This is a genomic window from Microvirga subterranea (genome assembly GCF_003350535.1).
Classification (GTDB): Bacteria; Pseudomonadota; Alphaproteobacteria; order Rhizobiales; family Beijerinckiaceae; genus Microvirga; species Microvirga subterranea.
On record NZ_QQBB01000007.1, the window covers coordinates 156,517 to 183,507 of the forward strand.

Consider the following 26,991-nt stretch of genomic DNA (forward strand, 5'->3'; position numbering starts at 1 on the left):
TCAAACGGAGCGAGGACGAACTCCTCAGTGCGGCATGTTACGAACCAGAGGAGATCCCGACAAGTATCGCCGACCGTGGCGGGCGCGTACTTTCGAAGGCACCAAGCAAGCACTCTCCGCATCAGATCGCGTACACTTGATGGAAAACTTGATAAATGCAGTATCTCGCTGGTTCCACGGGAGTGAACCCGCCAGTGGTCATTCGTTGCGGGAGATGGAATGGAGTAGTATTGCTCCGTATATGGATCGATATAGCGTATTGTGGATGGTAGGTCAGGAAGGCTCTCAAGCTCGGCACGAACCCGCTGGCCAACTCCGAGGTTTGAACGATGCATCACTCGGCCCTGCTCTCGAGTGCCCTGAGCTGGTCTATGTGAGCATCAAGCCTTCTGTCCCAAACCGTAGCCAGCCGATCTTCGAAGTAGGCTCGGGAGTAATGCCGTGGCATCTCTGAGTCTGTAGTCCAGCCGAAGAATGCTCGAAGCTTGGCCAAAGCGACATCCATGCTCTCACCGGCATCAAGAAATTCTGTCAGCCGCACAACTGCGCATGTATGTCGTAGATCGTGAGGGGTGACGCTCTCCTTGCGCCGGAAATCCCAAAGTGCCTTCTTTGCTGCGACAGATAATCGTTCGGACAATTTGGCAAAGATGAGATTTATCATCGGCAGAGAGAGCGGTTTCTTCTTTTGCGATGCAAATAAGAAGCTATGGCTCTGATGATCGCGATAGTTCTCCGTGTAGAGTTCGATTAGGCTCACCAATTCATCAGATATTGGAATCTGGCGGGTGGAGAGCGGAGTTTTCATTCCAGGGCGCGCATAACGCGGGTCGTGGGGCTCGTACGGGTTCTCAGACACATTGATCCAAAAGCGAACCTCTCCTGTCCTTGGATCTATGCCTTCCTTGATCGCGTCTAATGCAAGAATGCCCCCCTCGCTCCGCCGGAGACCTTCGTGCAGCAACAGTTTATACAACGGGAAGTTGCGGTAGGCGATATCCTCGCTCCTGAACGGATTGCGTCTGGAACTTGGGTATAACAGTTCGTCCAGATCTTCGACGACAGCGGACGGCAGCGCCCGCAGTGTTTTCGTTCCGGCTTTGTAGCTAGGTTTGATGTCACTGTAGAGCTTGTCCAGTTTGTTGAGGCGCTCATGAAGGGCGTCCATGCCTGGGATGTTCGGCGTCTGGAGCACTCGCTCAAGCGTGGTCCTCACGAACTGGTACGCCTCGCGCCAGGCTTGGTTTCCGCCGGCACCCTCGTCCAGACCACGGTTTCGGAGTTCCACGAAGTAGCCTTCGAGGACAGTCGCAAGGCGCTTGAGATCGGCGTCCGCGAGGAGACTGTCGAGGCAATCTGAGCCGAGCCGCCTCTCGACGGCCAAGTAGAACTTCTCAATGCTCGCTTGCCATCGCTGCTGCGTGGAGAGCGATTTACCAGCGCCGTCGAGAGCTACCCAAGCGGTCAGCCAGTATCTAGGAAGGCCATATGAGTCGACCCGAATAGGGCCGGAAAGTGACGGGGGAAGCAGGTCCTCGCGCAAGTGGATGCGCATGATCTACTCCCCAGTGCTCTGTGTCCGCCTCACGGCCGAACCCAGCCAACCCTGTGACGCGGTGAACTGCGGGCACGTCGTGCAAGCCCTGACCCGGCATTCGACTCCCTCGACACGCTGGTACAGTTCGGTTTCGACTGGGTCGGAGGAGGCATCCTCGTTGGGGTCGATGGTGGCACGGTCCTGTAGCGGGACGGCAGGGTGAGCGATCAGGCAAAAGCCGTCGGTTTCTCTGTAGTGCATTCCTAGACCTCGTCAGTTGAGGTCCTATGCGTGCAGCACAGATGCCTGACAGGGCAAGAGCCCCGGCCGGTGGTGCACGGAAGCCGCGAATCCTTGTGAAGGATGAGTCTTGCGGAGCTCTTTTGCTCCCTCGGGAGTCCTTTGGGCCTCAGCGGAAAACCGGCCTCTTCCTATGCCAACCGCGCGCAATTGTTGACAAAGGATTCGCGAGCAAATCACTTTTTTGAGCGAAGCGGGTTATCCACAGGATTTCGGTTTTCTGGGAAGTGGCTCGGCCGGTGCACCTAGAAGGAGCGGATGATATTGCCGAAAACCAAGGAGGACGAGCGCTGTCATTCTGCAAATTTTCGCCACAGGTAACTCGCCTGGGGTCGTTTCATCCATGTGGCGCGGGATACCAATTTTAACCCTGGTTCTGTGGTGACCTTTTGATCGTGTTGCGTTGCTCAGCCCGCGCAACGCAACACCGGGGGATGAATTGAGGCGCAACGATCTCCGCACCCCTCAGGGAAAGAGCAAGGAGGACTTTACTAGGCTTCACAATAGCTTGAGTGATTGTGCTTGGATGGCAACACTATCCGGAACTAGACATTCGGGGATGGTCGGCTGATGCTCCCGTGCGTCGGGAGACGGCTCCCGACGCAGCGCCTTTCTTGAGATTTCCTGAACGGCAAACCTCCGGCTCATGATCCTGCCTCCGGCGAAGAAGCGCCAGGAGGCCCGGGTTGCGGGGCGTTTGCTCCCGCAAGATGTCCGGCGTGGTTGGACAGAGCGGTTTCCCCTGCATGGAAGCCGCTCTTTTCTTGTTCCTTCGTCCCGACGTGCATTCCGGAGGCGAACCGGATCCGCTGCGCCGAACGCCGCTCCCGCCGGAGCGGCTGCTTGGCCTGATTGACGTGCCATCCTGATCGACAGGCGCACCGGGCGACCTCCATCCACGCGATCGTGATCCTCGCTGGGCCGCGCAGGGCCGGGATGTCCGAATGCATCTCCGATCGCATCATCGGGGGCCGCTCGTGCGCGCGACGAAGTTTGATTTTTGTCAGCGAGGCCGATCCCCGGGCCGATATGGTGTGAAATGGTTTCCTCCGGGTGACCGGAAGAGCCGACGGAGATTCCGGGAGGTTTCCGCCTGCTTGCCGAGGTGCTGGCTCGATCAACCGGGCGGCCTGCGGCCCGGAGCGGCGCTTCCTGTTGAAGAGGGCCTTCCGAGCGTGGGAAGCGATAACCTCCACTTCCTGCCTTGAAGAACCGGAACGCATTCCGGCCCGAACACGAGCCGTGACGCGAAGGATCGCCCGCCGGACGACGTGATCTGATGGGAGCCCGAGACGATGAGCGGCGACAGGGCGGCGGCCGACGTCAGAGAGCTGAACGCGACGCGGATGAAGAAGCTCCTCCGGCCGTTCGAGTGCGGCCCGATCCAGCTCACGGGTGCGAACGACGCGCTCTACGAGCGGCACCTCATGTTCGACAACGTGGTCGACCCTCTCGCCGTGGGACCCCGCGAACGCTACGAGGCCGTCGCCCGCTCCGTTCGGGACATCCTGTCCCAGCGCTGGATCCGCACGGAGCAGACCTACGATCGGGAGAACCCGAAGCGCGTCTACTACCTTTCCATGGAGTTCCTGATCGGCCGCTCCCTGGCCAGCAACGTGGCCAATCTCCTTCTCGATCCGGTCATGCGGCAGTTCACCGAGGAAAAGGGGCTCGATTGGCTCAGCCTGCTCGAGCAGGAGCCCGATGCCGGGTTGGGCAACGGCGGCCTCGGACGCCTCGCGGCCTGCTTCATCGAGTCGATGGCCACAATGCAGATCCCCGCCATGGGATATGGCCTGCGGTACGAGTACGGAATCTTCAGGCAGGCCATCCGCGACGGCTGGCAGACTGAGCAGCCGGACAACTGGCTCAGATATCCGGACCCATGGGAGGTCGCCAGGCCGCACGAGGAGGTGGAGGTCACGCTCGGCTGCTCCTTCGAGGTGCGCGGCGGCGCGCTCGTCGTCATTCCGGGCGAGCCGTCCATGCTGGTCGGGCTGCCGTATGACCGCCCGGTGGTCGGCTATGGCGGGAAAACCGTCAACACCCTTCGGCTCTGGGCCGCGGCAGCGCCGCATTCCTTCGATTTCCAGGTCTTCAGCGCAGGCGACTTCGTCGGCGCCCTGGCCGAGCGCCTGACGGCCGAATCCCTGACGCGCGTGCTCTATCCGGATGACTCCACCAGCATGGGGCATGGGCTTCGCTTCATTCAGGAGTATTTCCTGGTCGCCTGCTCGCTGGCCGATCTGGTGCGGCGCTTCCGCCGAAACAATGACGACTGGGGCGTACTGCCCGAGAAGGCGGCAATCCAGCTCAACGATACCCACCCGAGCCTCGCCGTCCCCGAACTGATGCGGATCCTTCTCGACGAGGGGCGTTTGGGATGGGACGAGGCCTGGGACATCACCCGGCGCACGCTCGCCTACACGAACCACACGCTCCTGCCGGAGGCGCTGGAGAAATGGCCCCTGCGTTGGTTCGAGGTGCTGCTGCCCCGCCACCTGGAGATCATCCTGGAGATCAACCACCGCCTTCTCGGGGACGTGAGGAGCCGCTTCCCGCACGACGAGGGGCGGGTCGGACGCGTCAGCCTGATCGAGGAGGGGGACGTGCGCAAGATCCGCATGGCCAACCTGGCCATCGTCGGCTCTCACAGCACCAACGGGGTGGCGGCAATCCATTCCAATCTGCTGCGCACCGTCACCGTGAAGGATCTGGCGGAGGTTTTTCCCGAGCGCTTCAGCAACAAGACCAACGGCGTGACCCCGCGTCGCTGGCTTCTGCTGGCCAATCCCGCTCTTGCCGCAACGATCACGCGGGCGATCGGCGACGGCTGGATCACTGATCTCTCGCAGCTCGAGAGGCTCAAGCCTCTGGCGGGCGACCAAGGATTTCTGAGCGAGGTGCGGGCGGCGAAGCGGGAGGCGAAGATCCGGTTCGCGGAGTGGCTCAGGTCCACGTCGGGAGTGGAGATCGACCCCGGCACGATCTTCGACAGTCAGGTCAAGCGCATCCACGAGTACAAGCGCCAACTGCTGAACGGGCTGCGCGTGGTCGCGCTCTACAATCGGCTGCGGCAGAACCCGGATCTCGCGATGGCGCCGCGCACCTTCTTCTTCGCAGGCAAGGCCGCGCCCGCCTACCGCCTGGCGAAGATCGTCATCAAGCTCCTCAACAATCTCGCCGGAACCATCGACGGCGATCCGGTCGTGCGCGGCCGGATGCGCGTGGTTTTCCTGCCGGATTACTGCGTATCCCTGGCCGAGAAGCTGATCCCGGCCAGCGACGTGTCGAACCAGATCTCGACGGCCGGCTACGAGGCAAGCGGCACGAGCAACATGAAGTTCATGATGAACGGGGCTCTGACCATCGGGACGCGAGACGGCGCGGCCATCGAGATGTCGGAAGCCGCCGGCGAGGAAAACTTCTTCCTGTTCGGCCTGACGGCGGACGAGGTCGCCCGGAGCCAGAGCTGGTACAGCCCGCAATGGCACTACGATAACGAGCCGGAGACGAGATCGGCGCTCGACCTGATCTTCTCGGGCCATTTCAGCCGCTACGAGCCCGGCGTCTTCGAGCCGTTGCGCGACACTCTCCTGATGCATGGAGACCGCTACAGGCATCTGGCCGACCTTACGGCATACCTCGATGCGGACAGGCGGCTGCTTGAGCTCTATGCGGACCAGGACGCCTGGACACGCAAGGCGATCCTGAACATTGCCGCATCGGGACGCTTCTCCAGCGACCGCTCGATTGCCGAGTATGCGGCCGAGATCTGGGATGCGAAGCCATGCCCGGTGCGGTAGGCGGCGGGGCGACGGCGCGCGACGGGACCAGCGGTCACGCGGACGACATGGCGACGATCGCCTTTGCGCCTGCTCCGGCGCGGGCAAGTCCACTGCGCACGTCGGAGCCGGGCAGGCCGGCGCCGCTCGGGGCGAGCCTCAACGATGGCGGCGTGAACTTCAGCGTGTTCTCCAAACACGCCGCCGCCATCGAACTCCTGCTCTTCGACGATGTCGGGCAGGCAGAGCCTGCGCGCGTGGTGCGCTTCGATCCCGTCGTCAATCGCAGCTATCATGACTGGCACGTCTTCGTTCCGGGCCTGAAGCCGGGCCAGCTCTACGGTTATCGTGCGGACGGACCGTTCGACCCGGAAAGGGGCCTTCGCTTCGACTTCGAGAAGGTTCTTCTCGACTCGTACGGGCGCGGCGTCGCCGTTCCGGCGCATTACAGCCGCGAGGCGGCGCGGAGGCCCGGCAACAACACGGCGACCGCGATGAAGAGCGTCGTGGTCGATCCCTCCACCTACGACTAGGAAGGAGATGCGCCCCCGCGGCGCGCCTCGGCCCGGACCATCGTGTACGAGATGCATGTGCGCGGGTTCACCCGTCATCCGAACTCCGGCGTCTCGGAGGCGAAGCGCGGCACCTTCGCGGGCTTGATCGAGAAGATTCCCTATCTTCAGCAACTGGGCATCACGGCCGTGGAGCTTCTCCCGGTCTTCCAATTCGATGCGCAGGATTGCCCACCCGGCAAGGTGAACTACTGGGGCTATGCGCCGGTCTCGTTCTTCGCGCCGCACCAGGCCTACAGCTCCCGGCAGGATCCCCTCGGCCCGATCGACGAGTTCCGCGACATGGTCAAGGCCCTGCACCGGGCCGGGATCGAGGTCATTCTCGACGTCGTGTTCAACCACACCACGGAAGGCGACCATACGGGGCCGACCCTGTGCTTCCGTGGCCTCGACAACACCATGTACTACACCCTCGAGGCGGATCGCTCGCATTATGCCGACTACACCGGCACCGGAAACACCCTCAACGCGAACCGTCCCGCGGTCCGTCGCATGATCATCGACAGCCTCCGCTACTGGGTCGAGGTGATGCATGTGGACGGGTTCCGGTTCGACCTGGCATCGGTCCTGGGGCGCGATGCATCGGGTCAGCCCATCCCCAATCCGCCGATCCTGTGGGACATCGAATCCGATCCGGCGCTCGCCGGCACGAAGCTCATCGCGGAGGCTTGGGATGCTGCGGGCCTCTACCAGGTCGGAAGCTTCATCGGCGACAGCTGGAGGGAATGGAACGGACGGTTCCGCGACGACGTGCGCTCGTTCTTCCGAGCCGGTCCCGGATCGGCTGCGCGGATCGCCGACCGGATCGTCGGCAGTCCCGAGCTCTTTGGGCACGAGCAGCGCGAGGCCGAGCAGAGCGTCAATTTCGTGACGTGCCACGACGGCTTCACGTTGAACGACCTCGTCTCCTACGACACGAAGCACAACGAGGCGAACGGCGAGGACAATCGCGACGGAACCGACGACAATCGCAGCTGGAACTGCGGCGTGGAGGGGCCGAGCGACGACCCCTCCATCGAGGGGCTCAGGAACCGGCAGGCGAAGAACTTCCTGACGGTGACCATGCTCTCGCTCGGGATGCCGATGATCCTCATGGGCGACGAGGTCCGTCGGACCCAGGGGGGCAACAACAATGCCTATTGCCAGGACAACGAGATCAGCTGGTTCGACTGGACGCTGCCCGCCAAGCACGCCGACCTGCACCGTTTCGTCACCCTGCTCAACGCGCGCCGGACTCTGCGCGTCGTCGACCATGAGCGCAGCCGCCTGCCCTTGAGCACGTTGATCAGCCAAGCGGAGAAGACGTGGCACGGTCTCGAGGTCGGCCAGCCGGACTGGGGGGAGTTCTCCCACAGCCTTGCATTCGAAGCGGAGGTGCGTCGGGACGGGCTTCGCGTCTACCTGATCCTGAATGCCCATCGGGAACCGCTGACCTTCCAGCTGCCGCATTTGGGAAGAGAGCCGTCTCCCTGGCGGCGGTGGATCGGTACCGCGCGCCCTTCACCCGACGACATCGTGCCCTGGCGGATCGCGCCGTCGGTTTCAGAGCCGTTCTATCGGGCGGAAGCGCATTCGGTGGTCGTCCTGTTCGGGAAGAGCAAGGGGTAAGCGAACTGCCGAGCAGGGCATGGAGGAGCCAACGGGATTCTCGTTTCCGATCGGCTCCCCTTCCAGTGCACCTGTTCGGCTGCGAGAGCGGAACGCCGTGCTCAGGCTTCCGGTCCTGTCGGACCGGCTCAGCGAGCACACCGCTTATAGGGCCTGCCGATCTTGTCCTGATCGTCGAAGAAGCGTTTGAGGGAACCGTCCGGTGCCGCGGCCATCTGCACCGTGACGTCGTTGGCTGCGACGGAGTTCGCGCAGTTCAGCGTGATGACCTGCCGGTCGTCCGTCGACTTCACCGACCTCACCCGACAGGATGCCATCGGCGTCCGGAGCGTTTTGCCCGAAATGATGAAGGCCGGCGCAAAGATATCAATGGGCTTCTTGAAGGAGGGACTCTTGCCCGTGCTGGCGTAGATGTCGTCACACGAAAGGCCCGGCTCCAGCCATGCACCCTGATAGGAGGACAGCCCGGTTTCTGCGGCGATCGCGGACGGAGGGAAAGCCGCAAGGGCGAGAATCATGGCGCCGGAAACTCCAAGCAATCTCATCGAGACCTCCTTCGGGAAATGGGGCGCCCCGTTCGGGAGACGCGTCGACAGGGCGAGCCGGATCTGCCGGCCGTGAAGCAGCATCGAGCGAAAGGCCTGCGCAGTCTTTGACTTTAGTCATCTGGTAGGAGGTTGTGACGCAGGGGCCTGCGATTTCGGACCGACATCCCGACCGCCTCTGCCTGACTCGGAAACGGCGCCAGATTGACGTTCGTCAATGATGGCTCCACCGGATCGGGCGAGCGTCTCCGAGCAGCCGAATTCCGTCGGAGCGTGACATGAGCCGCCAGGATACCATCACGAGGAAGAGACACGCGACCGATGGCTTTTCCGAAAAGACCCAGACGCCGAGGATGAAGCGGAACGACTTCGAGGCTGAGCTGCGAAAGCTCCAGGTCGAGCTGGTCCGGCTGCAGACATGGGTCAAGGCCACGGGCGCGAGGATCATCGTCGTGTTCGAAGGGCGCGACACGGCCGGCAAGGGCGGCGTGATCAGCAGGATCACCCAACGGGTGAGCCCGAGGGTCTTCCGTCATGTCGCGTTGCCCGCTCCGACCGAGCGCGAAAAGAGCCAGCTCTACATTCAGCGGTACATCGCCCATTTCCCGGCCGCCGGTGAGGTCGTGCTGTTCGACCGCTCCTGGTACAACCGGGCCGGCGTGGAGCGCGTGATGGGATTTTGCACCCAGGACGAGTTCGAGCGGTTCATGCGCCTCGTTCCGCCTTTCGAGCAGGAGGTGGTCGACAATGGCATCATCCTCCTCAAGTATTTTCTCGACGTCAGCCAGGAGGAGCAGCATCGCCGCTTTGCCGACCGCATCGATGATCCGGTGAAGCACTGGAAGCTCAGCCCCATGGACACCGAGTCCGTGCGGCGATGGTGGGATTACACGATCGCCTATCAGGACATGCTTCGCGGAACCGATACCCCGACCAATCCCTGGTACATCGTCCCCTCCGACGACAAGCGCCGGGCGCGCCTCAACCTGATTTCGCACATGCTGAGCATGGTTCCCTACGAGAAGGTAAGACTCGATCTGCCCAGGGTCCCGAAGATGGATCCGCGCCCGAAGGGAGTCGATGACAGTTTGCCGTCGGGCAATGTGGTGCCTTCGCGATACTGAGATGCCGCACACGAGAAGCGTGAGCGCGCCGGAGGTCGAAGGGGCTGGTGCTCCACCCATCCGTTGGGGAGACCAGGATGGGCCCTGCACCCCGACGACACGAACTGGGAATGTCGTTCGGACACTCCTTCCATGGCCGGACCAGATCGGCCCTTATGGAATTTGCTCAAGCCCGGCCAAGCCGCCGCCTCTTTCGCAGTTCATGCTTTCCGATCCAAGTCGCCCTAGCGCGTCGTGCGGAACGGTGGACCCGACTTCCCGCAATGGACGAGGCGCCGCTTGAGGAGGGAGCGCTCCATGACTCTTTTCAACGAACGCGAGCAGGCCTTCGAGCAGATGTTCGTGCATGACGAGGAGGCGCGTTTCAGGGCGCTGGCCAAGCGCAACCGGCTGCTCGGGCAATGGGCCGCGACGCAGATCGGCCTCACCGGTGAGAGGGCCGATGCCTACGCCAACGAGATCGGCAAGAGCGTCGTGGCGGCTGTGGTCGACGAAAGCCTCGTCGAGAGGATCCAGGCCGATTTCGCAAGCCACGGAGTCGCGGAGTCCGAGGAGGGAATTCGCGAGAAGATGGCCGAACTGATGACCTTCGCCGTCGCTGCAGTTCGCTCCACGACCTGGTAGGCTTTGGGTCCGGAGGGCTGCCGCCGCCCTCCGGCCTCATCGGGCTTGGGACAACGGTCAAGGAGTCCGCGTGCGGGCGATATCGGCGGATTTCGCGTAGATCCCCATCAGCTTGGTCATCTCCGTGTTGTAGTCCCGGACCGTCTCCTCGATCCAGCGGGACTGCAGCGCCGCAACATCCCCGAGGGTCTTGCAGCTCACCATCTCGCGCAAGGTCTCTCCGTCCCTTTCGAGGCGTTTCGACATGAAGCTGATCATCTCTCTCTGGCACTCGCTGCTGGCGTTGAACCACGTCTCTGCGGCATTGGTCAGGGCGCGCCCGCCTTGGCCGCTCGCTGCGAATTCACTCATGTTGCGCAGCGCGTCCGCCGCCGATTTGCTCTGCATCGTTGCCATGTCTTTCTCCTGGGTGTGGGTCGCTGCGTTTCGGAACAGCGGGATTGCCTCGACCTGTCCCTTGGCCCTCGTGAATCCGGCAGGGAGCACCGCGAAGGGGACTGTTGGACGATCGATTTCATCGAACGGCCGCCGCGGAATGCGAGGCTCGGCCGGTTGGGACTACGGAACGCCCGAAGCCTTCGCGGATGCGCCAGCCTCCAGATGCCGCACAGGCGCTGGTTGCCCGCTCATTGGCCGCTCCAGGTCGCTTTCAAGTGGCCCGACTGTGGGCGAGTCGGACCGGCGAGGATTTGATTTTTCGCAACGCGGCGGGAAATTTGCGCATCCCGCACTGCGTTCGGGCGGCTGCCGGCGAAAGCGCGCGAACTGCGTCTTCTTAGGCTCCTTCCTCCGGGGTCTTGCCCTTGACCAGGGTGAGGACCTGCCGGGCCGCGGCAGGTTCCACCTCGTCGCGGCCCGCGACCTGGACCGTCGGGAAAGCAAACTTGATGCCGTTCTCGTCGAACGCCTTCTTGATCAGCGCGAAAGCGCGGCGGCGGATCACGAACTGCTCGCCCGGGCGGGTCATCATCTTCATGCGCAGTTCGATGGCGAACTCGCCGAACTGCTCCACGCCCTGCATCTTGAGCGGTTCGAGAATGTTATGGGCATATTCGGGATCCGCGGCCAGCTCCTTGCCGATCTGCTTGATGATCTTCTTGGCCTTGTCGAGATCGGTGTCGTAGGTGACGTTGAGGGTCATCTTGTCGATGACCCAGTCGCGGCTCATGTTCTGCACCGCCCCGAGCTGTCCGTAAGGCACGGTGAAGATCGGGCCGCGCTGGTGGCGCAGCTTGACGGAGCGAAATCCCAGCTTCTCCACGGTCCCTTTGTAGCTGCCGCTCTGGATGTATTCACCGACCCGAAACGCGTCGTCCAACAGGTAGAAGACGCCGCTGATGACGTCCTTCACCAGTGTCTGGGACCCGAAGCCGACCGCCACGCCGACGATGCCGGCGCCGGCGATCAGGGGACCGATCTCCACGCCGAGGGACGAGAGGGCCATAAGGACCGCCACGACCGCCAGAACGACGAAGCTCATGCTCCGGAAGATCGGAAGGAGGGTCCGCAGCCGGGCCTGCCTCAGAGCTTCCTCGCTGCCGGGAGGCGCTGCAGGCGTCGTCTGCGCGAGCGTGTTGTCGATATGGGTCTTGATGATCTGCCAGATGAGGTCCGCGACAAGCAGGATCACGACGCTGCTCAACAGGCCGCGGATCGCACGCGTCGCGACGGTGTCCCGGCTGGTCAGCTCGACGAGATCAATCTGCCAGGCATAGGCGAGGAACAGCACTGCTCCGGCGATCAGCAGGACACGAATGCCCCGGTCGACATAGACCGCGCTGAGCTTCTGCTCGGATCTGGCCACCTCGCCCGGGCCCGGTCGGAGGACGTGGCGGACGGATGCCTTGGTGACGGCGATCGCCTGCGGCAGGAGGACGGCGACGGCGGCTAGCCAGAACAATCCCATCAGGCCTGCGACCCACAAGACCCAGAGCAGCACCAGATAGAGCGTGACCAGCCACGTACCGATCACGTGATGGCGCACCGGCTGTTCGGGCGCCGCCACCATGGACGGCGGCGCGACCGGCCGCCGCCATACGGCTTCGACGGCGATGACCAGGAGGCCGATGCCGAGCGCGTAGGCGAGCACCCTGCGGCCGTCGAGGGAGAAGCCGAGGGTCCGGGTGGTCTCGACCGTGGCCCAGCCTAGCAGGAACCAGCCGGCGAACAGCGCGATGCGGCCGAACCAGAACCGCGCCGCTTCGTCGGAAATGGGAACGACGCGGCCGGCTTGGCTCTGAGCCGCCGTCGCAGACCGGGGGGCGAGGAGGACCCGGCAGGCCAGCAGAACGAGGCGCAGCATGAACGCGGCGGACAGATAGGCGAGAACGATCCGCCGCAGCAGGGGCGGCCAGTCGAAGACGAGGAATGCCCCGATGCTGCCAAGCCCGAAGATCGTGACTCCTGCGAGGCCGAGCGCGAAAAGCAGGGCGATCGTGCGGGCACGCGCCTTCGCGGTCTCGACCGGCCGGTCGACGATGCGGGCCCGCGCGGATGCGCTCGCCCGGCCGAAGAGCCATTCCATGCCGGCTCCGAGGACCAGGAAGCCGAGCACGAGCAGAACGACGTCGAGGATCGGCCTGGACCGAAGCTCCTGCGACAGCAGGCCGGCAGCCCGGCGGAACTCCTCCGGCATGCGAGGCACCGCCGCCACGAGGGCCGCAAGACGCGCCCGCGTTTCCTGTACCCTGGTCGACAGCTGCTCGGAGGCGGTGACCTGCTCGCTAGCCTCCGCGACGGCCTCCGACCGCTGGCGCTGCCGCTCCATCCATTCCCGGACCGACGGATCATCCAGGAGCTTCAGCAGCTCCTGCACCTGGGGTGGAGGGGGCGCCGGCGCCGGAGCTGCCTGAGCCCAAACCCGGCTCGGAGCACCCGGGATGAGAAGCAGGAGGCACAGCAGGATGCCGGGCCAGATCCTGAAACGCGCTCCGTGCTTGATGTCCGTCATCACGATCCATCCGGCTGTCGTCGCTCAACATAGGCCTGTCCGGGAGGCTCCGGCAACGGTCCTCTCCACCATGACGATCATAGTCAGGCAGCTTCCACACGCCTGATCGGCCGAGACATCGTCTTGACAATTTGGGACGTGAGCGAGCTGCCGCACCCTCCGCAGCGAGCGTCAGCCCTTCCGGGACCGGCGCGCACTGCCTCTCACGGGGCCTTTCAGGCTGTAGCGCTGGGTATCCGTGCGGTCGCGGTTGCCGATCTTGTCCTGCCGCTCTCCCGAAAGAACGGCGACGATGTCGTCACGCACGGCGGGCGAGATGCGATAATACTGGTGGCTTTGAAAGTCCTCGGTCGGGGCAATCGCGTCGCTGACGTCGACCGCCGTCACCTTGTCGCTGATCAGCGCCATGTTCTCCGGGCCGTTTACGCCCAGGCGCGGCCCGTTGAACTTCGTGACGGAGCTCAGCGTCGAAAGGATCCAGTCCTCCCGGGTGTGATACACCGAAACGCGGTTGCCAAGGCGGGGCAAGTAGCGCAGCTCCTTGGCATCTTCGAAGGCGTCCTCGTCTTCGTCGGCCGCCGCCAGCACGATCTGGTCGAATGTGCGACGCAGCCGGTTCGGGTCGGGCGCCTCCGTCGGCAGGGCGACCAGCGCCGGAAAGGAGTGCTCCTCGCTTTCCATCGCAGGGGCATCGACCGCCCGAACGTATTCGCGGGGCTCGCCTTGAGGCACCTGCATGAGCGCCTGGACGGCATACCGGAACGCATAGTTGCCCATGCTGTGGCAGATCAGGTGCAGCGGCTGGCGGCACACGTCCCTGCGGGGGAGCCCGTCGATGAAATCGTAGAGGATGCGCATCGTGCGGGCGATGGCCACGCCCGAGCCGCGCGCGGTGCCGCGATCATGGAAGTAGTCGCTGTAGGGCAGCGGCGTCGGCAGGGGCGTGCCGATGGAGGGCCAGGTGAACGAGAACACGTTCGCATCGAGGCCGTAGAAGCTGATGATGGCCGCGGCTCGTTCGATCGCTTCCTTGAACGTGTTCGAAAAGCCGTGAATGACCACCAGGGTCGGGCGTCCCCCTTCCTTCATGTCCTGCCGAAGCTTCTCGAAGATATCCCGGCTGCCGCGGTGCATGCCGGGGCCGTAGAGCTGCTCCGAGGCGACGTAGAGCGAGCCCGCCACGAAGGTCGAGCCGGTGGGCGTGACCCTGGCCTGGGCGCTTCCGAAGCGGACCGCGGTTCCGTCGATCGGGCCGGGATCGGGTCCGAAGTCGATGATGCTGCCTCCGCTCGCATCCGTGAGCGGCATGCGGTTCGTCGCGAAATAGACCGTCACGACCTGTGCCATGGCCCGTTCCCCAGAACAGGAGCAGTGTCTCACATCCAAGGACAGGTGTCAGCCGAGGGGGCATGGCGGGATAATCAGTCATGGGCGCGGCAGGCGCCGGGACCGGACGTCCTCCACGCGACGATGTGACTAAAGTCAATGCAGCGGCAGTTTCCTCACGCATGCTGGGTGCGCTGGTCCGAGGACGGCATGCGTCAGCGCGCTCGAAGCGGCAGAACACGTACCGCACCCGGCCTTGTCGATCCGCGCCGGGAACGAGGTTCTCCGCTGGAGGTATGGCGGCCGGTTCTTCCTGGTTAACCGTTCCGAATTCCGGCGTCGGGCGTGGGAGCGGGCCGGAGCAGCGCTATGTCGGTGATGGCAGCCTTCGGCTGCGCGGAGTGGAGGTCGAACATGAGAAAGCTGGCATTGTCCGCGTCTGCTGCCCTCCTCATGCTGGGAAGCATCGGCTCGGCCGAGGCGCAGTACCGGTATCCCTATGGGGCCTATCGGGGCGGCTACTACCGGGGATCCGGCTGGTACGGTGGCGGTGCGGTCGCGGCGGGTCTGATCGGCGGGCTGGTGCTCGGCGGACTCGCGGCAGCGGCGACCGCACCCCCATATTCATATCCCTACACCTATGGCTATGGCGGGCCGTACTACGGCGGCTACGCCTATCCGGCGCCGGCTTACCGCACCTATTACGCCTATCCTCCGGCGTCCTATTACGGTCCCGGCGTGGCCTATCAATTCGATCCGTATGCCGCGCCGCATGAATACTGGGGCGGCTATCGCACGGTGTACCGGCCGGGATACGGACGGGTGATCGTGGGAGGGCCTCTCTACTGAGGCCAGAAGGTTTGCAACGCTCAGCCCTGCGGCGTCACGGCGGATGAACCGATTGTCATGCCAGGGGAATACACGGGAGGCAGCGGTGAGGAGAGCCGTCGTCGTGCTTGTTCTTTCGATGCTGGTGACGCACGCCCACGCCCAGACGCGTCCGTCGACCGTCAACCGGCCCTGCATCGCCAGTCGCCAACTCGTGATTGCCCGTGGAGCGATCGTGCTCGGCACCGGAGGCTTCACCTACGACCGCTTCGTCCGGGACAGCTCGTTCTGCGAGGTCGGCGAGTATGCCCAGCCCGCCTACGTCCCGAGCCTCGATACGCCGCAATGCTTCGTGGGCTACCGCTGCAAGCAGGGGCCGATGGATTTCTTCGGTGACTGATGAACGGCGCATCCTACCGTGGGGCAGGATGCGCACGCAGCGGCCCGTCAAATGATATATTGATAGCTCATGTCGGCCGCACTCCCGGCATGGGCCAGTACCACTCCCGTCTCGAACCGGTTGTCGTTGTTCAGGTCGGACAGGAGATAGCCCGTATCCGTATCGGGATTGTACAGGAACACGTGGGCGATCGCCGCACTTGGAAAGTTCGCCTCGGCCTGCGCCGCGGCGGCTTCGATCGAGGTGGCGCTCGTCCGCGCCTCGCGGTAGTTGGCCGAGGTCGCGGCGATGGTCATGTCGATCCAGTCCGATGAGTGGTTCCAGTCCGTGATGGTGTCGGCCGTCGTACTGGTGATGCCGGAGGAGCCGGAGGTGAAGACGAACATGTCCGCCCCGGTTCCGCCGCTCATCCTGTCCTGTCCGGAGCCGCCCACCAGCAGGTCGTCGCTCGCGCCGCCCGACATGGTGTCGCGTCCCGAGCCGCCGTAGAGATTGTCGTAGCCCGCGCCGCCGGACAGGCGGTCGTTCCCGGCCTCGCCGAGCAGGAAGTCGAAGCCGTTGCCGCCGGTCAGATAATCGTTGCCGGAGCCGCCATAGAGATCGTCCGGACCGTCGCCGCCGTTCACGGTGTCGTTGCCGCTTCCGGCGAAGACGACGTCATAACCCCAGCCGGCGTCGATGGAATCGTTTCCGCCATTGCCGTAGATATCGTCGTCGCAGCCGAAGCCGTAGATCCTGTCGGGACCGGATGTGCCATAGAGCAGGTTCGGCCAATCGTTGCCGTAGATCGTCGCCATTTCGTCCTCCGTGTCCGCCCCATGCGTCGATGAACCTGAACCGACGTCGTGGACGCGGCTCATGGAGGCTCTGCTCACCGGTGGACGACCGCGCGATCAGACGACCATCGCAGCCACGCGCTGCCTCTCGCGCCCATCGCGGGCATCCTCAAGATCGCGATCCCGCACCCGTCCGGTGCATATCGAAGAGTGTAGAACCTACGCGTGCGGGACGATTGACCGATATCAATCGGGCAAGAGCCTGCGCCGATCCCTGTCGAGCGCGGCACCGGTCGCGGGGCCTCGGCCTTGGATCCGCCGAAGTTCAAACGAACATTGGATGAAGGCGCACATCGACGGTTCGCGAGAGCCCGTGTTTCCCCCTGGGATCCGCTCCGTCGGCCGAAGCCCTCCCGGAGGTGCCGATGACGTCGACATGCAAGGTCTGGATGGCAGCCGGAAGCCTGATCGTCGCGACGCTGTCGCCTTCCGGCGCCTCGGCCCAGGAAGGCTCCTTCCTGGATCGCTTCAAGGGTGTCTGGATCGGTTCTGGGCACATCCAGCGCAACGCCGAGACCAGTCCCTGGAACGTGAACTGCACCGTGAACGGAGATCGTGCCCCGGATCGGATCAGCATCCAGGGCAATTGCCGCGCCGCTCTCGTCCTGCAGCGCCGAATCGCGGCCGACATCGCCTACGACGTGCGCACCGGTCTTTATCGAGGTGTCTATACAGGCGCTCGCGTCGGTCCGGCGCGCCTCTCCGGAACGCGTCGCGGCGACGCCGTCCGGCTGACGATCGACTGGCCGAAGCCCGTCAACGGCGACATGCAGGCCGAGATGATCATCGTCAACGAGGGCAGCGGAATGCTGCGAATCGTCGTGCGAGATAACCTCGTTCCAGGCGGTCCGGTCCAGCAGACGTCGGAACTGATTCTCAGGCAGCGATAACGCAAAGGTTTACCATTGGGGGTGACAGCCCTAGGTTCCACATCAAGGAAATGTGGAGAGTGGAGTTGTCGCGGCTCGTTGTGGTTTCGAATCGAGTGGCTGTTCCAGATCCGACCGGGAAGGGATCGGCCGGAGGATTGGCCGTCGCCCTGCGCGAGGCCTTCCAGGCCTATCAGGGCATCTGGTTCGGCTGGAGCGGCAAGGTCGCCGCCCATCCGTCGAGCCAGCCGAAGCTGGTGGACAAGGAGCGGGTGCAATACGCCCTGATGGATCTCACGTCCCTCGACCGGCAGGAATATTACAACGGCTTCGCCAACCGGGCGCTCTGGCCCATCATGCACTACCGCATCGGCCTGTCGGAATTCTCGCGCGCCGATTACGCCGGCTACCTGCGGGTCAACCGCACCTTCGCGACTGCGCTCGCCCAGATGGTGCGGCCCGACGATCTCGTATGGGTGCACGATTATCACCTTATCCCGCTGGCGGCCGAGATGCGCGCTCTCGGTCTCACCAACCGGATCGGGTACTTCCACCATATCCCCTGGCCGGCGCCCGAGGTGCTCGGGACGCTGCCAGGAAGCCGCGAGTTGCTCCGGGCGATCACGGATTACGACCTCGTGGGCATGCAGACGGACCGGGATGCGGACAATCTGAGGCGCGCCCTGATGCAGGAGTTCGGTGCCGCCCAGCGTAAGGCGGACATCGTCGATCTGGGCGAGCGGCAGACGCGGGTGAAGGGCTATCCGATCGGCATCGACGTCCGCGGCTTCGAGCAGGCCGCGCAGCGCTCCGGCAATCACCGGATCGTCCGCCAGACGGCCGCAGGCCTCGGCTCGCGCCAACTCATCATCGGGGTCGACAGGCTCGACTACTCGAAGGGGATTCCGGAGCGGATGGAGGCCTTTGAGCGCTTTCTCATCGGCAATCCCGACCAGCGCGGGCGTGTCACCTACCTCCAGATCACGCCGACGAGCCGCAGCGAGGTGCCGGAATACGCCACCCTGAGCCGGGTCGTGAACGAGACGCTGGGACGGATCAACGGCTCCCTCGGCGAGCCCGGTTGGGTGCCGATCCATTACGTGAACAGCACCTATCCCCGATCGGTCCTCGCCGGGCTCCACCGGCTCGCCAAGGTGGGCCTCGTCACGCCCATGCGCGACGGCATGAACCTCGTCGCCAAGGAATACGTGGCAGCCCAGAACCCAGAGGATCCCGGCGTGCTGGTGCTGTCGAAGTTCGCCGGCGCCGCACAGCAGCTCACCGACGCCCTGATCGTCAACCCCAACGACAAGTTCGAGGTCGCGGAGGCGATCCGGGACGCGCTCTACATGGACCGGACCGAGCGCATCACGCGGTGGGAGCGCATGATGAACGCCATCCGCGAGACGGACGTGTCGTGGTGGGCAGCGACGTTCCTCAGGGACCTGTCGGGGAACAAATCGCTCGGGCGCACGCGCACGCAAGTCCGCGCCTGATCCCAATCGGCAGGAGCAATCAAAAAAAGGCGGGGCCGATGCCCCGCCTTTTCCTTATCGCGCCACCGGCAGCGGCTTCACCGCAGGGCCCGTGAACTTGTTGGTCGCCAGATCACCCATCGGTTTCGACGAGAATCCCATGCCGAGGCTCGGCTCCGCGGACAGAAGGGCCGTGAGAGCCGTCACCGGCTGGCTCTTCTGCGCGGGAGCCGGCTTTGTCTCCGCCGTCGGATGCGGCTTGGGCCTTTCCTCGCGCGCGGCGGGTCGAGCGGTCGATCCCGTCGTGGCCGGAAGGTCGACCGGACTGGCTGCCGCGACGACGACCGGCTGGAGGACGTTGGGGCGCGGCGGCGGCAGGGGAGCCGGGGACAGGCTCGCCACGTCCGTGGAGCCCCGCAGCTCGCTGATCCCTGGAATCGGGTTGGTCTCGGCGAGGGAGCCCGGCCGCACGGGCGGAAGCGGCGCGTAGGCGAGGGCGATCGTCTCGACCGGCTCCTCCGCATCAGGCCGCCGCGGCGGGATCGGCGCGAGGGCGATCTCGCTCGACATGCCGAAGGACGACCGGGTCGGCGTCTGCCCGGCCGGGCCCTGCTGCCAGTTGAGGGCCGGACCGGTCGGGGTCTCGACCGTGCTCGGCAGGCCCGCGATCCGGGTCGGCGGGAGCGGGGGCGGCGAGAGATCCTCCCTGAGGGCGGGAGCGATCGACGCGAGCACCACCGGCGCTGGCTGCGGCGCAGGCTCCGGGCGCGGCTGCTGCGGGACGGGCGCCGGGCGTACGGCGGCCGGGGCGGGAGCTGCGGCCGGCTGCATGGCGGCATAGACCGAGGAGTTAGAGTCGCTCGCGTAGTAATTGCCCGAGGGCGCGGCTGCAGGCGCGGAGCGCGAGGCGAAGATCGAGCGGCCCGGACGGGACGCGGTCCGGATCTCCTCCGCGTCCTCGTCCTCGTCGCTGCCGCCGAACAGGGTCGCCCAGAAGCTCTTGCGGCGCGGCTGGACGGATTCCTCGTCCGCGGAGGCGACGGCGGTGTAGCCGGCAACGGTGCCGCCCTTGGCCAGGACCTCGGTCCGGGCCTCTTCGTAGCGGGCCATCGGCGTGCCGTCTGCCGGGATGTGGACGGTCTTGCCGTCGGGGAAGATGCGGGCGAGCTGGTCGCGGGTCATGCGCGGCCAAGCGCGCACGCTGCCCACGTCGAGATGGACGAAGGGGGTGTAGGCGTTCGGGTAATAACCGACGCCGCCGTTCTGCAGGCGCATGCCGATGGCGCGCAGGCGCTCGGCCGATATGTCCGGCAGATAGAAATCCATAGCCTTGCCGAGCATGTGCTGGCTGTTCTTCGCCACCACGCTCGAGCGACGCCGCAGCATCGCGTTGGTCTGGGGCGAGCGGTAGGCCGAGTTCACGTGGACCGGCGCGCTCGACCCCACCTCGCGGTAGACCTCCCAGACCGTGTCGAAGAGGCGCGGGTCCATCCGGGTCGACTCGTCCCGCCGCCAGTCGCGCAGGAACCAGTTGAGCTGCTGCAGGGCGGCCGAATCGTACTGGCCGTTGCGCCGGAAGGTGACCGTCAGGGTTTCCTTCGTGTTGTTGTGGTAGAAGGTGAGGGTTCTGGTGTCGCCGTTGGCGACCGCATCCTGCGTGCCGCGGGTGCCGACGACCAGAACCGTCATGAAGGCCGCCAAGCCGACGCCCGCGCGACGCACGATGTTCGACGCGACCGCGGAGCGGTCCGAACGCAATACTCTCACTGTGATACTCGTCTTTAGCGTGCCGCCGGCGTGGAAGCGGCATCCCGTATAGTGAAGGGATCTTTGCCGAAGACGGTTACTTCCGGGTTAAGTGGTCGTGGAAAAACGACAGGAACACAGGACTTTGGAGAAAATTCAGGACGCGAGGCCGAGCGCGGCCTGAACCTTGCGGTCGAGGCCGTAGAGGTCGTCGAAGGTCTTCACGTCCCCGTGCTCGTCGATCGCGATCGTGAAGTAGGTCAGGTGCACGGGAAGGGGATTGCGCAGGTGCACGTAGCGCTCGCCCTTGCCGATGAGGCCGCGCAGCCTCTCCTCCGACCACTTGCCGTCCTGGCCGAGGATCTCCTCCGCGAGCTCGAAGGGCTGCTCGACGCGCACGCAGCCGTGGCTGAAGGCTCGCTTCGAGGCCGAGAACAGGTTCCGGTTCGGCGTGTCGTGGAGATACACCGCATGCTGGTTCGGGAACATGAACTTCACGAATCCGAGGGCGTTGCGCTCGCCGGGCGGCTGCTGGACCGAGATCTTGTTGCCCCGGCGGATGATCTTGTAGCCCTTGCGCTCCGCATAATAGGGATCGGCCGCGAGAGCCGGCAGGATCTCCTTCTTCATGATCGACGGGGGGATCGTCCAGGACGGGTTGACCACCAGGTACTTCATGTCCTCGGAGAAGATCGGCGTCTGGGACTTCTCCTTGCCGACGATCACGCGGGTCTGGTGGATCACCTTCCCGCCGTCGAAGAAGCGCAGGCGGTATTCCGGCACGTTCACCATGATGTTGCGCGCGCCGAGTTCGCCCGGGAGCCAGCGCCAGCGCTCCATGTTCGAGATCAGCTCGGCCTCGAGCCGCCTCACGGACGGCCCCGAGAGGGCCGCCACGGTCTGCGGCGTGAGGCTGCCCTTGCCCGGCAGGCCCTTCTCCTTCTGGAAGGCTGCGACGGCGGATGCGACGCGCTCGTCGTAGGTCGTCTGATCCTTGCCACTTCCAAGACCGAAGCGGGCGCGAATCAGGGGGACGCGGTCGTCCTGCATGCCCACGCGAAGGGTCGGACCCTTCGGGACCTGCACCATCGGGGTGGACGGGTGGCTTTCGCGCAGGCGGACGAGGCGGGCCTTCAGGGCCTGGTAGCCGGAGTGCTGCGGATTGTAGGCGACGAGCGCCGCGCTGGCATCCCGGGCACTCGAGACCTCGGCCAGCACCGCGCCGGCGTCAGGCAGATCGAGCTTCGGGGTCACGAGCGGCGACAGGCGAGACGGCTCAAGCCGGCCGCCGCGTGCGTCGCGCGCATAGCGGACGACGGCGGCGCTGAGCTTCAGATCGGCCTCGGCCCATTGGGCGGGAGCGGAATCCTTGCGCAGAGCCAGATCGGGCAGGGGATAGTCCGTCGGGTTGAGCCCGTCGTCGGCCGCGGCCTTGATCGCGCCGATCACCGCATGGGCGGCAGGCGTCCAGGCGCCGTCGCGGGCCCAGGCCAGCGGACGCTCCGCCTCCGCATAGTATTTCGTGAGGGATTCCCGCTCGGCCCGGCCGAGGCGCAGGTCACGGAGAAGCGCCTCGTCGGCGAGCCGCGTCTCCATGGCGACGCGGTACCAGTCCGCCTGCGTGAGGGTCGTGGTCGCGGCCTCGGGGAGCGGAATGGCGAGGGTGTCAGCGGGCTTATGGTCGGACGCCGTGATGGCGACGGGCGCAGGCTCGATGGCCGGGATCGCGATGGAAGGAGCCGCGGTCGGCGTCGCAACGTCATGAAAGGACGGCTCGGCCGGCGCCGAGTCGACGAGGACGGAGGGAAGTCCGTCGGGAGCGGATGGTCCGGATTCCTGTGCGAGGGCCGGGAGCGACAGCAGGGACACGGAGCCGATCAGGCCCAACCAAAGAGAAGTCTGGCGCAATGTCCGCATGGCCTTAGTCCTTGTCGCAATGGGGCGGGAAGACAGAACGATCCTCCCCTGTTCATGAAAATACCGATGTGACGCCGCACACCCGCTACGCTTAACGCACGAAGGTGTCATGCGGCTGCATCGTCTAGGCCAAGTTCTTTCAATTTCCGGTAAAGAGTTGATCGGCCGATGCCGAGGCGGCGGGAAATGGCCGACAGATGGCCCTGGTAATGCGCAAGGGCGAAGCGGATGGCCTGCGCCTCCAGTTCCGCCAGGGTGTGCATCTCCCCGCTTTCGTTCACGAGGGCGAGGCTGTGAGGGTCGCGGCGCGCGGCGGGCACGGCCTCGCGCACGGGCCCGAGGGCCGCAGGACTCGGAACGGGCGGGATCTCGATGCGGAAGCCCTGGACGTGCGCGGCGATCTGCGGGAATTCCGCGGGGGTCAGCCAGGGACCCTCCGCGAGGAGGACCGCGCGGAAGACGACGTTCTCGAGCTGGCGGAGATTGCCCGGCCAGCCGTAGCGGGCGAGCAGCGTCGCGGCCTCCGGCGACAGGCCTCTCATCCTCTTGCCCTCTTCGGCGCCGATCCGGTGCATGAACAGCTCCGCCCATTCGGCCACGGCCTCGGGCCGGGCGCGCAGGGGTCGGAGTGCGATCGGCAGGACCTGGAGACGGTAATAGAGGTCTTCGCGGAACCGGGCCCGGCGCACCTCGTCGATGAGCGGGACATCCGTCGCGGCGATGATGCGAATCTCGTGGCGCGTCGCCCGGCGCGTTCCGCGCGGCATCGTCTCGACACCGCTCAGGAGGTCGAGGAGCCGGTCCTGCGCGGCGGGCGTCAGGCGCTCCACGTCCTGAACGAAAAGGGTGCCGCCATGCGCGTCCCGCAGGTGGCGAAGGAACGCGGCATCCGATTCGCCGGAGCCCTCGGGCCGGAAGGGGACGAAGGGACGCTGCCGATCGCTCGCATCGTGGATGGCCCGGGCCAGGGACTTGGCTCCGCATCCCGGCTCACCTTCGATCAGCACGGGTACGGTCGTGCGGGCCGCGCGATCCGCCCGCCGCGCCACCTGCTCCCGATCGGACGAGAGCGCCTGGCCCGGCGTGCCCTGTCGCAGGGCGCGGATGTCGTCCGTGAAGATCTGGGCAAGGTGCATGATGCGGTCGAGGCAAGGAGTCGGGGCGGGCGGCGCGATGCTGCCGCCGCAAGGGTAAACGGCCCCTTAACGGTCTGGGCCCCTTCGACGGTTATCCTCAGGTGCGGTCGGGTTGATCCGGAGGCGCCGGCGGCCAATATGAGAGGGACCCTTTCTCGAACCCTGCGCCGGAAATGCCAAGCACCTTCAGCCTCCAGAACGCCTCCCCCCTGCACACCCTCGCCTCGTCGGGCGCCGCACAGACCGAACTCGGCCTCTTGCCGGAATGGAACCTGTCGGACCTCTATCCGGGCATGGACAGCGAGGCCTTCCGGACTGATCTCGCGAAGGCGGAGGCTGAGTGCAAGGCGCTCGCCGAGGCTTATCGAGGCAAGCTCGATGCGCTGGCGCACGGCGACGACGCGTCAAAGACCCTGGGCGAGGCGGTGAAACGCTACGAGGCGGTGGAGGACCTGCTCGGGCGCCTCATGTCCTATGCGGGCCTCATCTATTCGGGCGACACCACCGATCCGGTGCGGGCGAAGTTCTATGGCGACACCCAGGAGCGGCTCACCGCGGCGTCCAGCGACCTCCTGTTCTTCGGCCTGGAGCTCAACCGCATCGACGATGCTGTGCTCGACAAGGCCATGGCTGCGGGGCCGCTCGCCCATTACCGCCCCTGGCTCGAGGACCTGCGCAAGGACAAGCCCTATCAGCTCGACGACAAGACCGAGAAGCTGTTCCACGAGAAGTCGGTGACCGGCCGCGCCGCCTGGAACCGCCTCTTCGACGAGACCATCGCTTCGTTGCGCTTCACCGTGCGCGGCGAGGAGCTTCCGATCGAGCCGACGCTCAACAAGATGCAGGATCCGGACGAGAGCGTGCGCAAGGACGCCTCCGACGCGCTGGCCAAGACCTTCAAGGAGAACCTGCGCACCTTCACGCTCATCACCAACACGCTTGCCAAGGACAAGGAGATCTCGGACCGCTGGCGCGGCTTCGAGGACGTGGCGGATTCGCGCCATCTCGCCAACCGGGTCGAGCGCGAGGTCGTGGAGGCGCTGGTCTCCGCCGTGCGCGAGGCCTATCCGCGCCTGTCGCACCGCTACTACGCCCTGAAGGCCAGGTGGTTCGGCAAGGACAAGCTCGATCACTGGGACCGCAACGCGCCCCTGCCGAAGGTGGAGCAGCGCACCATCGCCTGGGACGAGGCGAAGGAGACGGTTCTGGCCGCCTATTCGGCCTTCTCGCCGCGCATGGCCGACATCGCGAAGCGCTTCTTCGACGAGCGCTGGATCGACGCTCCGACCCGCCCTGGCAAGGCGCCGGGCGCCTTCGCGCACCCGACCGTGCCGTCCGCGCACCCCTACGTGCTCCTGAACTACCAGGGCAAGCCGCGGGACGTGATGACGCTCGCGCACGAGCTGGGGCACGGCGTGCACCAGGTCCTGGCCGCCCCGAACGGCGCCCTGATGGCTCCGACGCCGCTGACGCTCGCCGAGACCGCGAGCGTCTTCGGCGAGATGCTCACCTTCCGGCGCCTGCTCGACCAGACCACCGGCCGGGTGCAGCGCAAGGCGATGCTCGCCGCGAAGGTCGAGGACATGATCAACACGGTGGTGCGCCAGATCGCGTTCTATTCCTTCGAGCGCAAGGTGCATCTGGAGCGCCGCAACGGCGAGCTCACGGCCGACAAGCTCTGCGAATTGTGGATGTCCGTGCAGGACGAGTCGCTCGGCCCGGCGATCCGCCTCGGTCCCGGCTACGAGAGCTTCTGGACCTATATCCCGCACTTCATCCACTCGCCGTTCTACGTCTATGCCTATGCGTTCGGCGACTGCCTCGTGAACTCGCTCTACGGGAAGTACGAGACGGCGAACGAGGGCTTCGTGGACCGCTATTTCGCGCTGCTCTCGGCCGGCGGCACCAAGCATTATTCCGAGCTCCTCGCGCCCTTCGGCCTCGACGCCCGCGATCCGTCCTTCTGGCAGATCGGCCTGTCGATGATCGAGGGGCTGATCGGCGAGCTGGAAGCCATGGAACGGAACCCCTGATGTCGGAATCCGACCGCGAAGCGAACCGCTTCTCCGCGCGCGCCGCCCGCTATGCGCGCGTGGGCGCCAACATGGGCGGGGTCGCGGCCCGCATCGCGGGTGCACGGCTCTTCGGCGGGGAGGGGCGCGACGCCTCCAACGCGGCGGTGCTGGCCCAGGCGCTCGGGGGGCTGAAGGGCCCGATCATGAAGGTGGCGCAGCTTCTCGCCACCATCCCCGACCTCATCCCGCCCGAATACGCCGCCGAGCTGCAGAAGCTCCAGAGCGAGGCGCCGCCCATGGGAGCCGCCTTCGTCAAGCGGCGGATGCAGGCGGAGCTCGGCCCCGGCTGGCAGAGCCGGTTCGGCTCCTTCGAGCTGAACCCGGCAGCCGCCGCCTCCCTCGGGCAGGTGCACCGCGCCACCACCAAGGACGGCGCGCCGCTCGCCTGCAAGCTGCAATACCCGGACATGCAGTCGGCCGTGGAGGCCGACCTCAAGCAGCTCGAACTCGTGTTCGCCGTCCATCGCCGGATGGATCCGGCCATCGACACCCGCGAGATCGCCAAGGAGATCGGCGAGCGGGTGCGGGAGGAACTCGACTACGAGCGGGAGGCGAAGCACGCGGCGCTCTATGCCATGGCGCTTGCCGACGTGGACGAGGTGCGCGTGCCCGTGGTCCACCCGGAACTCTCGACCAAGCGGCTCCTCTCCTTGAGCTGGCTCGAGGGCGAGAAGATCCTGGGCTTCACGGAAGCCCCGACCGAGATCCGCAACCGGCTGGCCATCGCCATGTTCAAGGCCTGGTGGCACCCGTTCAGCCATGCGGCCGTCATCCACGGCGATCCGCATCTGGGCAACTACACCGTCTTTTCCGAGGACGGAGAGGCGCAGGGCATCAACCTGCTTGATTACGGCTGCATCCGCATCTTCCATCCGCGGTTCGTGGGCGGCGTGGTCGATCTCTATCGCGGGCTCCAGCAGGACGACCGCGCCCGCATCGTCCATGCCTACGAGACCTGGGGCTTCAAGAGCCTGTCGAACGAGCTGATCGACGTCCTGAACATCTGGGCGCGCTTCATCTACGCGCCGCTCCTCGACGACCGGATCCGCACGGTGGCCGACGGGGTCAAGCCCGGCGAGTACGGCCGCCGGCAAGCCTTCGAGGTCCACAAGGCCCTCAAGGAGAAGGGGCCGGTGACGGTGCCGCGCGAATTCGTGTTCATGGACCGCGCTGCGGTCGGCCTCGGGGCCGTCTTCCTGCATCTCAAGGCCGAGCTCAACTACCACAGGCTGTTCGAGACCGAGATCGAGAAGTTCTCCCTCGACGGCCTTGCGGCGCGCCAGAAGGAGGTTCTGGACGCAGCCGGCCTGCCTCTTCCGGCGTAACGAGGTTGCGTCC

General features: G+C 65.4%; 20 protein-coding genes. 11 read left to right on the plus strand and 9 right to left on the minus strand.

The annotated features are described in order from the left end of the window. Positions 1–334: 334 nt before the first annotated feature. Positions 335–1,555: a site-specific integrase gene (locus DES45_RS18220; protein WP_114771464.1), complete on the minus strand. Its 1,221-nt coding sequence runs from the start codon at positions 1,553–1,555 to the stop codon at positions 335–337. A 1,577-nt stretch (positions 1,556–3,132) separates the two neighbouring features. Here DES45_RS18220 and DES45_RS18230 point away from each other — a divergent pair. The 3 genes from DES45_RS18230 to DES45_RS18235 are packed head-to-tail and all read left to right on the plus strand — an operon-like array spanning position 3,133 to position 7,802. Then, entirely contained in the window at positions 3,133–5,643 is a 2,511-nt protein-coding gene (locus tag DES45_RS18230; protein WP_114771466.1) for a glycogen/starch/alpha-glucan phosphorylase, read from the plus strand. Further along, positions 5,628–6,155 (plus strand): hypothetical protein, encoded by a 528-nt coding sequence (locus tag DES45_RS25410; RefSeq protein WP_210210234.1) that lies wholly within the window; start codon positions 5,628–5,630, stop codon positions 6,153–6,155. Before DES45_RS18230 ends, DES45_RS25410 begins: the two co-directional genes overlap by 16 nt. A 57-nt stretch (positions 6,156–6,212) precedes the next feature. Beyond that, a complete protein-coding gene (locus DES45_RS18235) occupies positions 6,213–7,802 on the plus strand; it encodes a glycogen debranching protein (protein ID WP_210210235.1) in 1,590 nt (529 codons plus the stop codon). Positions 7,803–7,930: 128 nt separating this feature from the next. Here the strand turns inward: DES45_RS18235 and DES45_RS18240 are convergent, their stop codons facing one another. Then, complete coding sequence (locus DES45_RS18240; protein ID WP_114771603.1) at positions 7,931–8,347, minus strand: hypothetical protein; 417 nt, start codon at positions 8,345–8,347, stop codon at positions 7,931–7,933. Between the two features lie 278 nt (positions 8,348–8,625). Between DES45_RS18240 and ppk2 the strand changes: the two genes are divergently transcribed. Then, positions 8,626–9,471 (plus strand): polyphosphate kinase 2, encoded by an 846-nt coding sequence (gene ppk2, locus DES45_RS18245; RefSeq protein ID WP_114771467.1) that lies wholly within the window; start codon positions 8,626–8,628, stop codon positions 9,469–9,471. 297 nt (positions 9,472–9,768) lie between these two features. Continuing rightward, the gene (locus tag DES45_RS18250; protein ID WP_114771468.1) at positions 9,769–10,095 is read left to right on the plus strand and encodes a DUF1476 domain-containing protein; all 327 of its coding nucleotides are present in this window, start codon (positions 9,769–9,771) and stop codon (positions 10,093–10,095) included. 57 nt (positions 10,096–10,152) lie between these two features. Here DES45_RS18250 and DES45_RS18255 read toward each other — a convergent pair whose 3' ends face one another. The 3 genes from DES45_RS18255 to DES45_RS18265 all read right to left on the minus strand — a co-directional run bounded on the left by DES45_RS18255 (position 10,153) and on the right by DES45_RS18265 (position 14,392). After that, positions 10,153–10,491, minus strand: a complete 339-nt coding sequence (locus DES45_RS18255; RefSeq protein ID WP_114771604.1) for a phasin family protein — start codon at positions 10,489–10,491, stop codon at positions 10,153–10,155. Positions 10,492–10,870: 379 nt separating this feature from the next. Then, a complete protein-coding gene (locus DES45_RS18260) occupies positions 10,871–13,045 on the minus strand; it encodes a mechanosensitive ion channel family protein (protein ID WP_114771469.1) in 2,175 nt (724 codons plus the stop codon). A gap of 171 nt (positions 13,046–13,216) precedes the next feature. Continuing rightward, entirely contained in the window at positions 13,217–14,392 is a 1,176-nt protein-coding gene (locus DES45_RS18265) for an alpha/beta fold hydrolase (protein ID WP_114771470.1), read from the minus strand. Positions 14,393–14,785: 393 nt separating this feature from the next. Between DES45_RS18265 and DES45_RS18270 the strand changes: the two genes are divergently transcribed. Both DES45_RS18270 and DES45_RS18275 read left to right on the plus strand, forming a co-directional pair. Further along, positions 14,786–15,220: a hypothetical protein gene (locus DES45_RS18270; protein ID WP_114771605.1), complete on the plus strand. Its 435-nt coding sequence runs from the start codon at positions 14,786–14,788 to the stop codon at positions 15,218–15,220. A gap of 103 nt (positions 15,221–15,323) precedes the next feature. After that, positions 15,324–15,599: a hypothetical protein gene (locus tag DES45_RS18275; protein WP_245571789.1), complete on the plus strand. Its 276-nt coding sequence runs from the start codon at positions 15,324–15,326 to the stop codon at positions 15,597–15,599. A gap of 47 nt (positions 15,600–15,646) precedes the next feature. Here the strand turns inward: DES45_RS18275 and DES45_RS26135 are convergent, their stop codons facing one another. Then, a complete protein-coding gene (locus DES45_RS26135) occupies positions 15,647–16,396 on the minus strand; it encodes a calcium-binding protein (RefSeq protein WP_281024097.1) in 750 nt (249 codons plus the stop codon). Between the two features lie 404 nt (positions 16,397–16,800). Here DES45_RS26135 and DES45_RS18285 point away from each other — a divergent pair, with 404 nt between their 5' ends. Further along, positions 16,801–17,325, plus strand: a complete 525-nt coding sequence (locus tag DES45_RS18285; protein WP_114771473.1) for a hypothetical protein — start codon at positions 16,801–16,803, stop codon at positions 17,323–17,325. Between the two features lie 65 nt (positions 17,326–17,390). Further along, on the plus strand, positions 17,391–18,800 hold the full coding sequence (gene otsA, locus DES45_RS18290) for an alpha,alpha-trehalose-phosphate synthase (UDP-forming) (protein WP_170151556.1): 1,410 nt from the start codon (positions 17,391–17,393) through the stop codon (positions 18,798–18,800). Positions 18,801–18,854: 54 nt separating this feature from the next. Here otsA and DES45_RS18295 read toward each other — a convergent pair whose 3' ends face one another. The 3 genes from DES45_RS18295 to DES45_RS18305 form a co-directional block, all read right to left on the minus strand. Beyond that, the gene (locus DES45_RS18295; RefSeq protein ID WP_425374292.1) at positions 18,855–20,546 is read right to left on the minus strand and encodes a peptidoglycan L,D-endopeptidase MepK; all 1,692 of its coding nucleotides are present in this window, start codon (positions 20,544–20,546) and stop codon (positions 18,855–18,857) included. Positions 20,547–20,681: 135 nt separating this feature from the next. Continuing rightward, positions 20,682–22,442 carry a L,D-transpeptidase family protein gene (locus tag DES45_RS18300; protein ID WP_114771475.1) on the minus strand — a complete coding sequence of 587 codons (1,761 nt, stop codon included), beginning with the start codon at positions 22,440–22,442 and terminating at the stop codon, positions 20,682–20,684. Between the two features lie 107 nt (positions 22,443–22,549). Further along, positions 22,550–23,578: a sigma 54-interacting transcriptional regulator gene (locus DES45_RS18305; protein ID WP_114771476.1), complete on the minus strand. Its 1,029-nt coding sequence runs from the start codon at positions 23,576–23,578 to the stop codon at positions 22,550–22,552. 173 nt (positions 23,579–23,751) lie between these two features. Here DES45_RS18305 and DES45_RS18310 point away from each other — a divergent pair, with 173 nt between their 5' ends. Continuing rightward, positions 23,752–25,611, plus strand: coding sequence for a M3 family oligoendopeptidase (locus DES45_RS18310; protein ID WP_114771477.1), 1,860 nt, complete (start codon positions 23,752–23,754; stop codon positions 25,609–25,611). Further along, on the plus strand, positions 25,611–26,978 hold the full coding sequence (locus tag DES45_RS18315) for an ABC1 kinase family protein (protein ID WP_114771478.1): 1,368 nt from the start codon (positions 25,611–25,613) through the stop codon (positions 26,976–26,978). Before DES45_RS18310 ends, DES45_RS18315 begins: the two co-directional genes overlap by 1 nt. Positions 26,979–26,991: the final 13 nt, after the last annotated feature.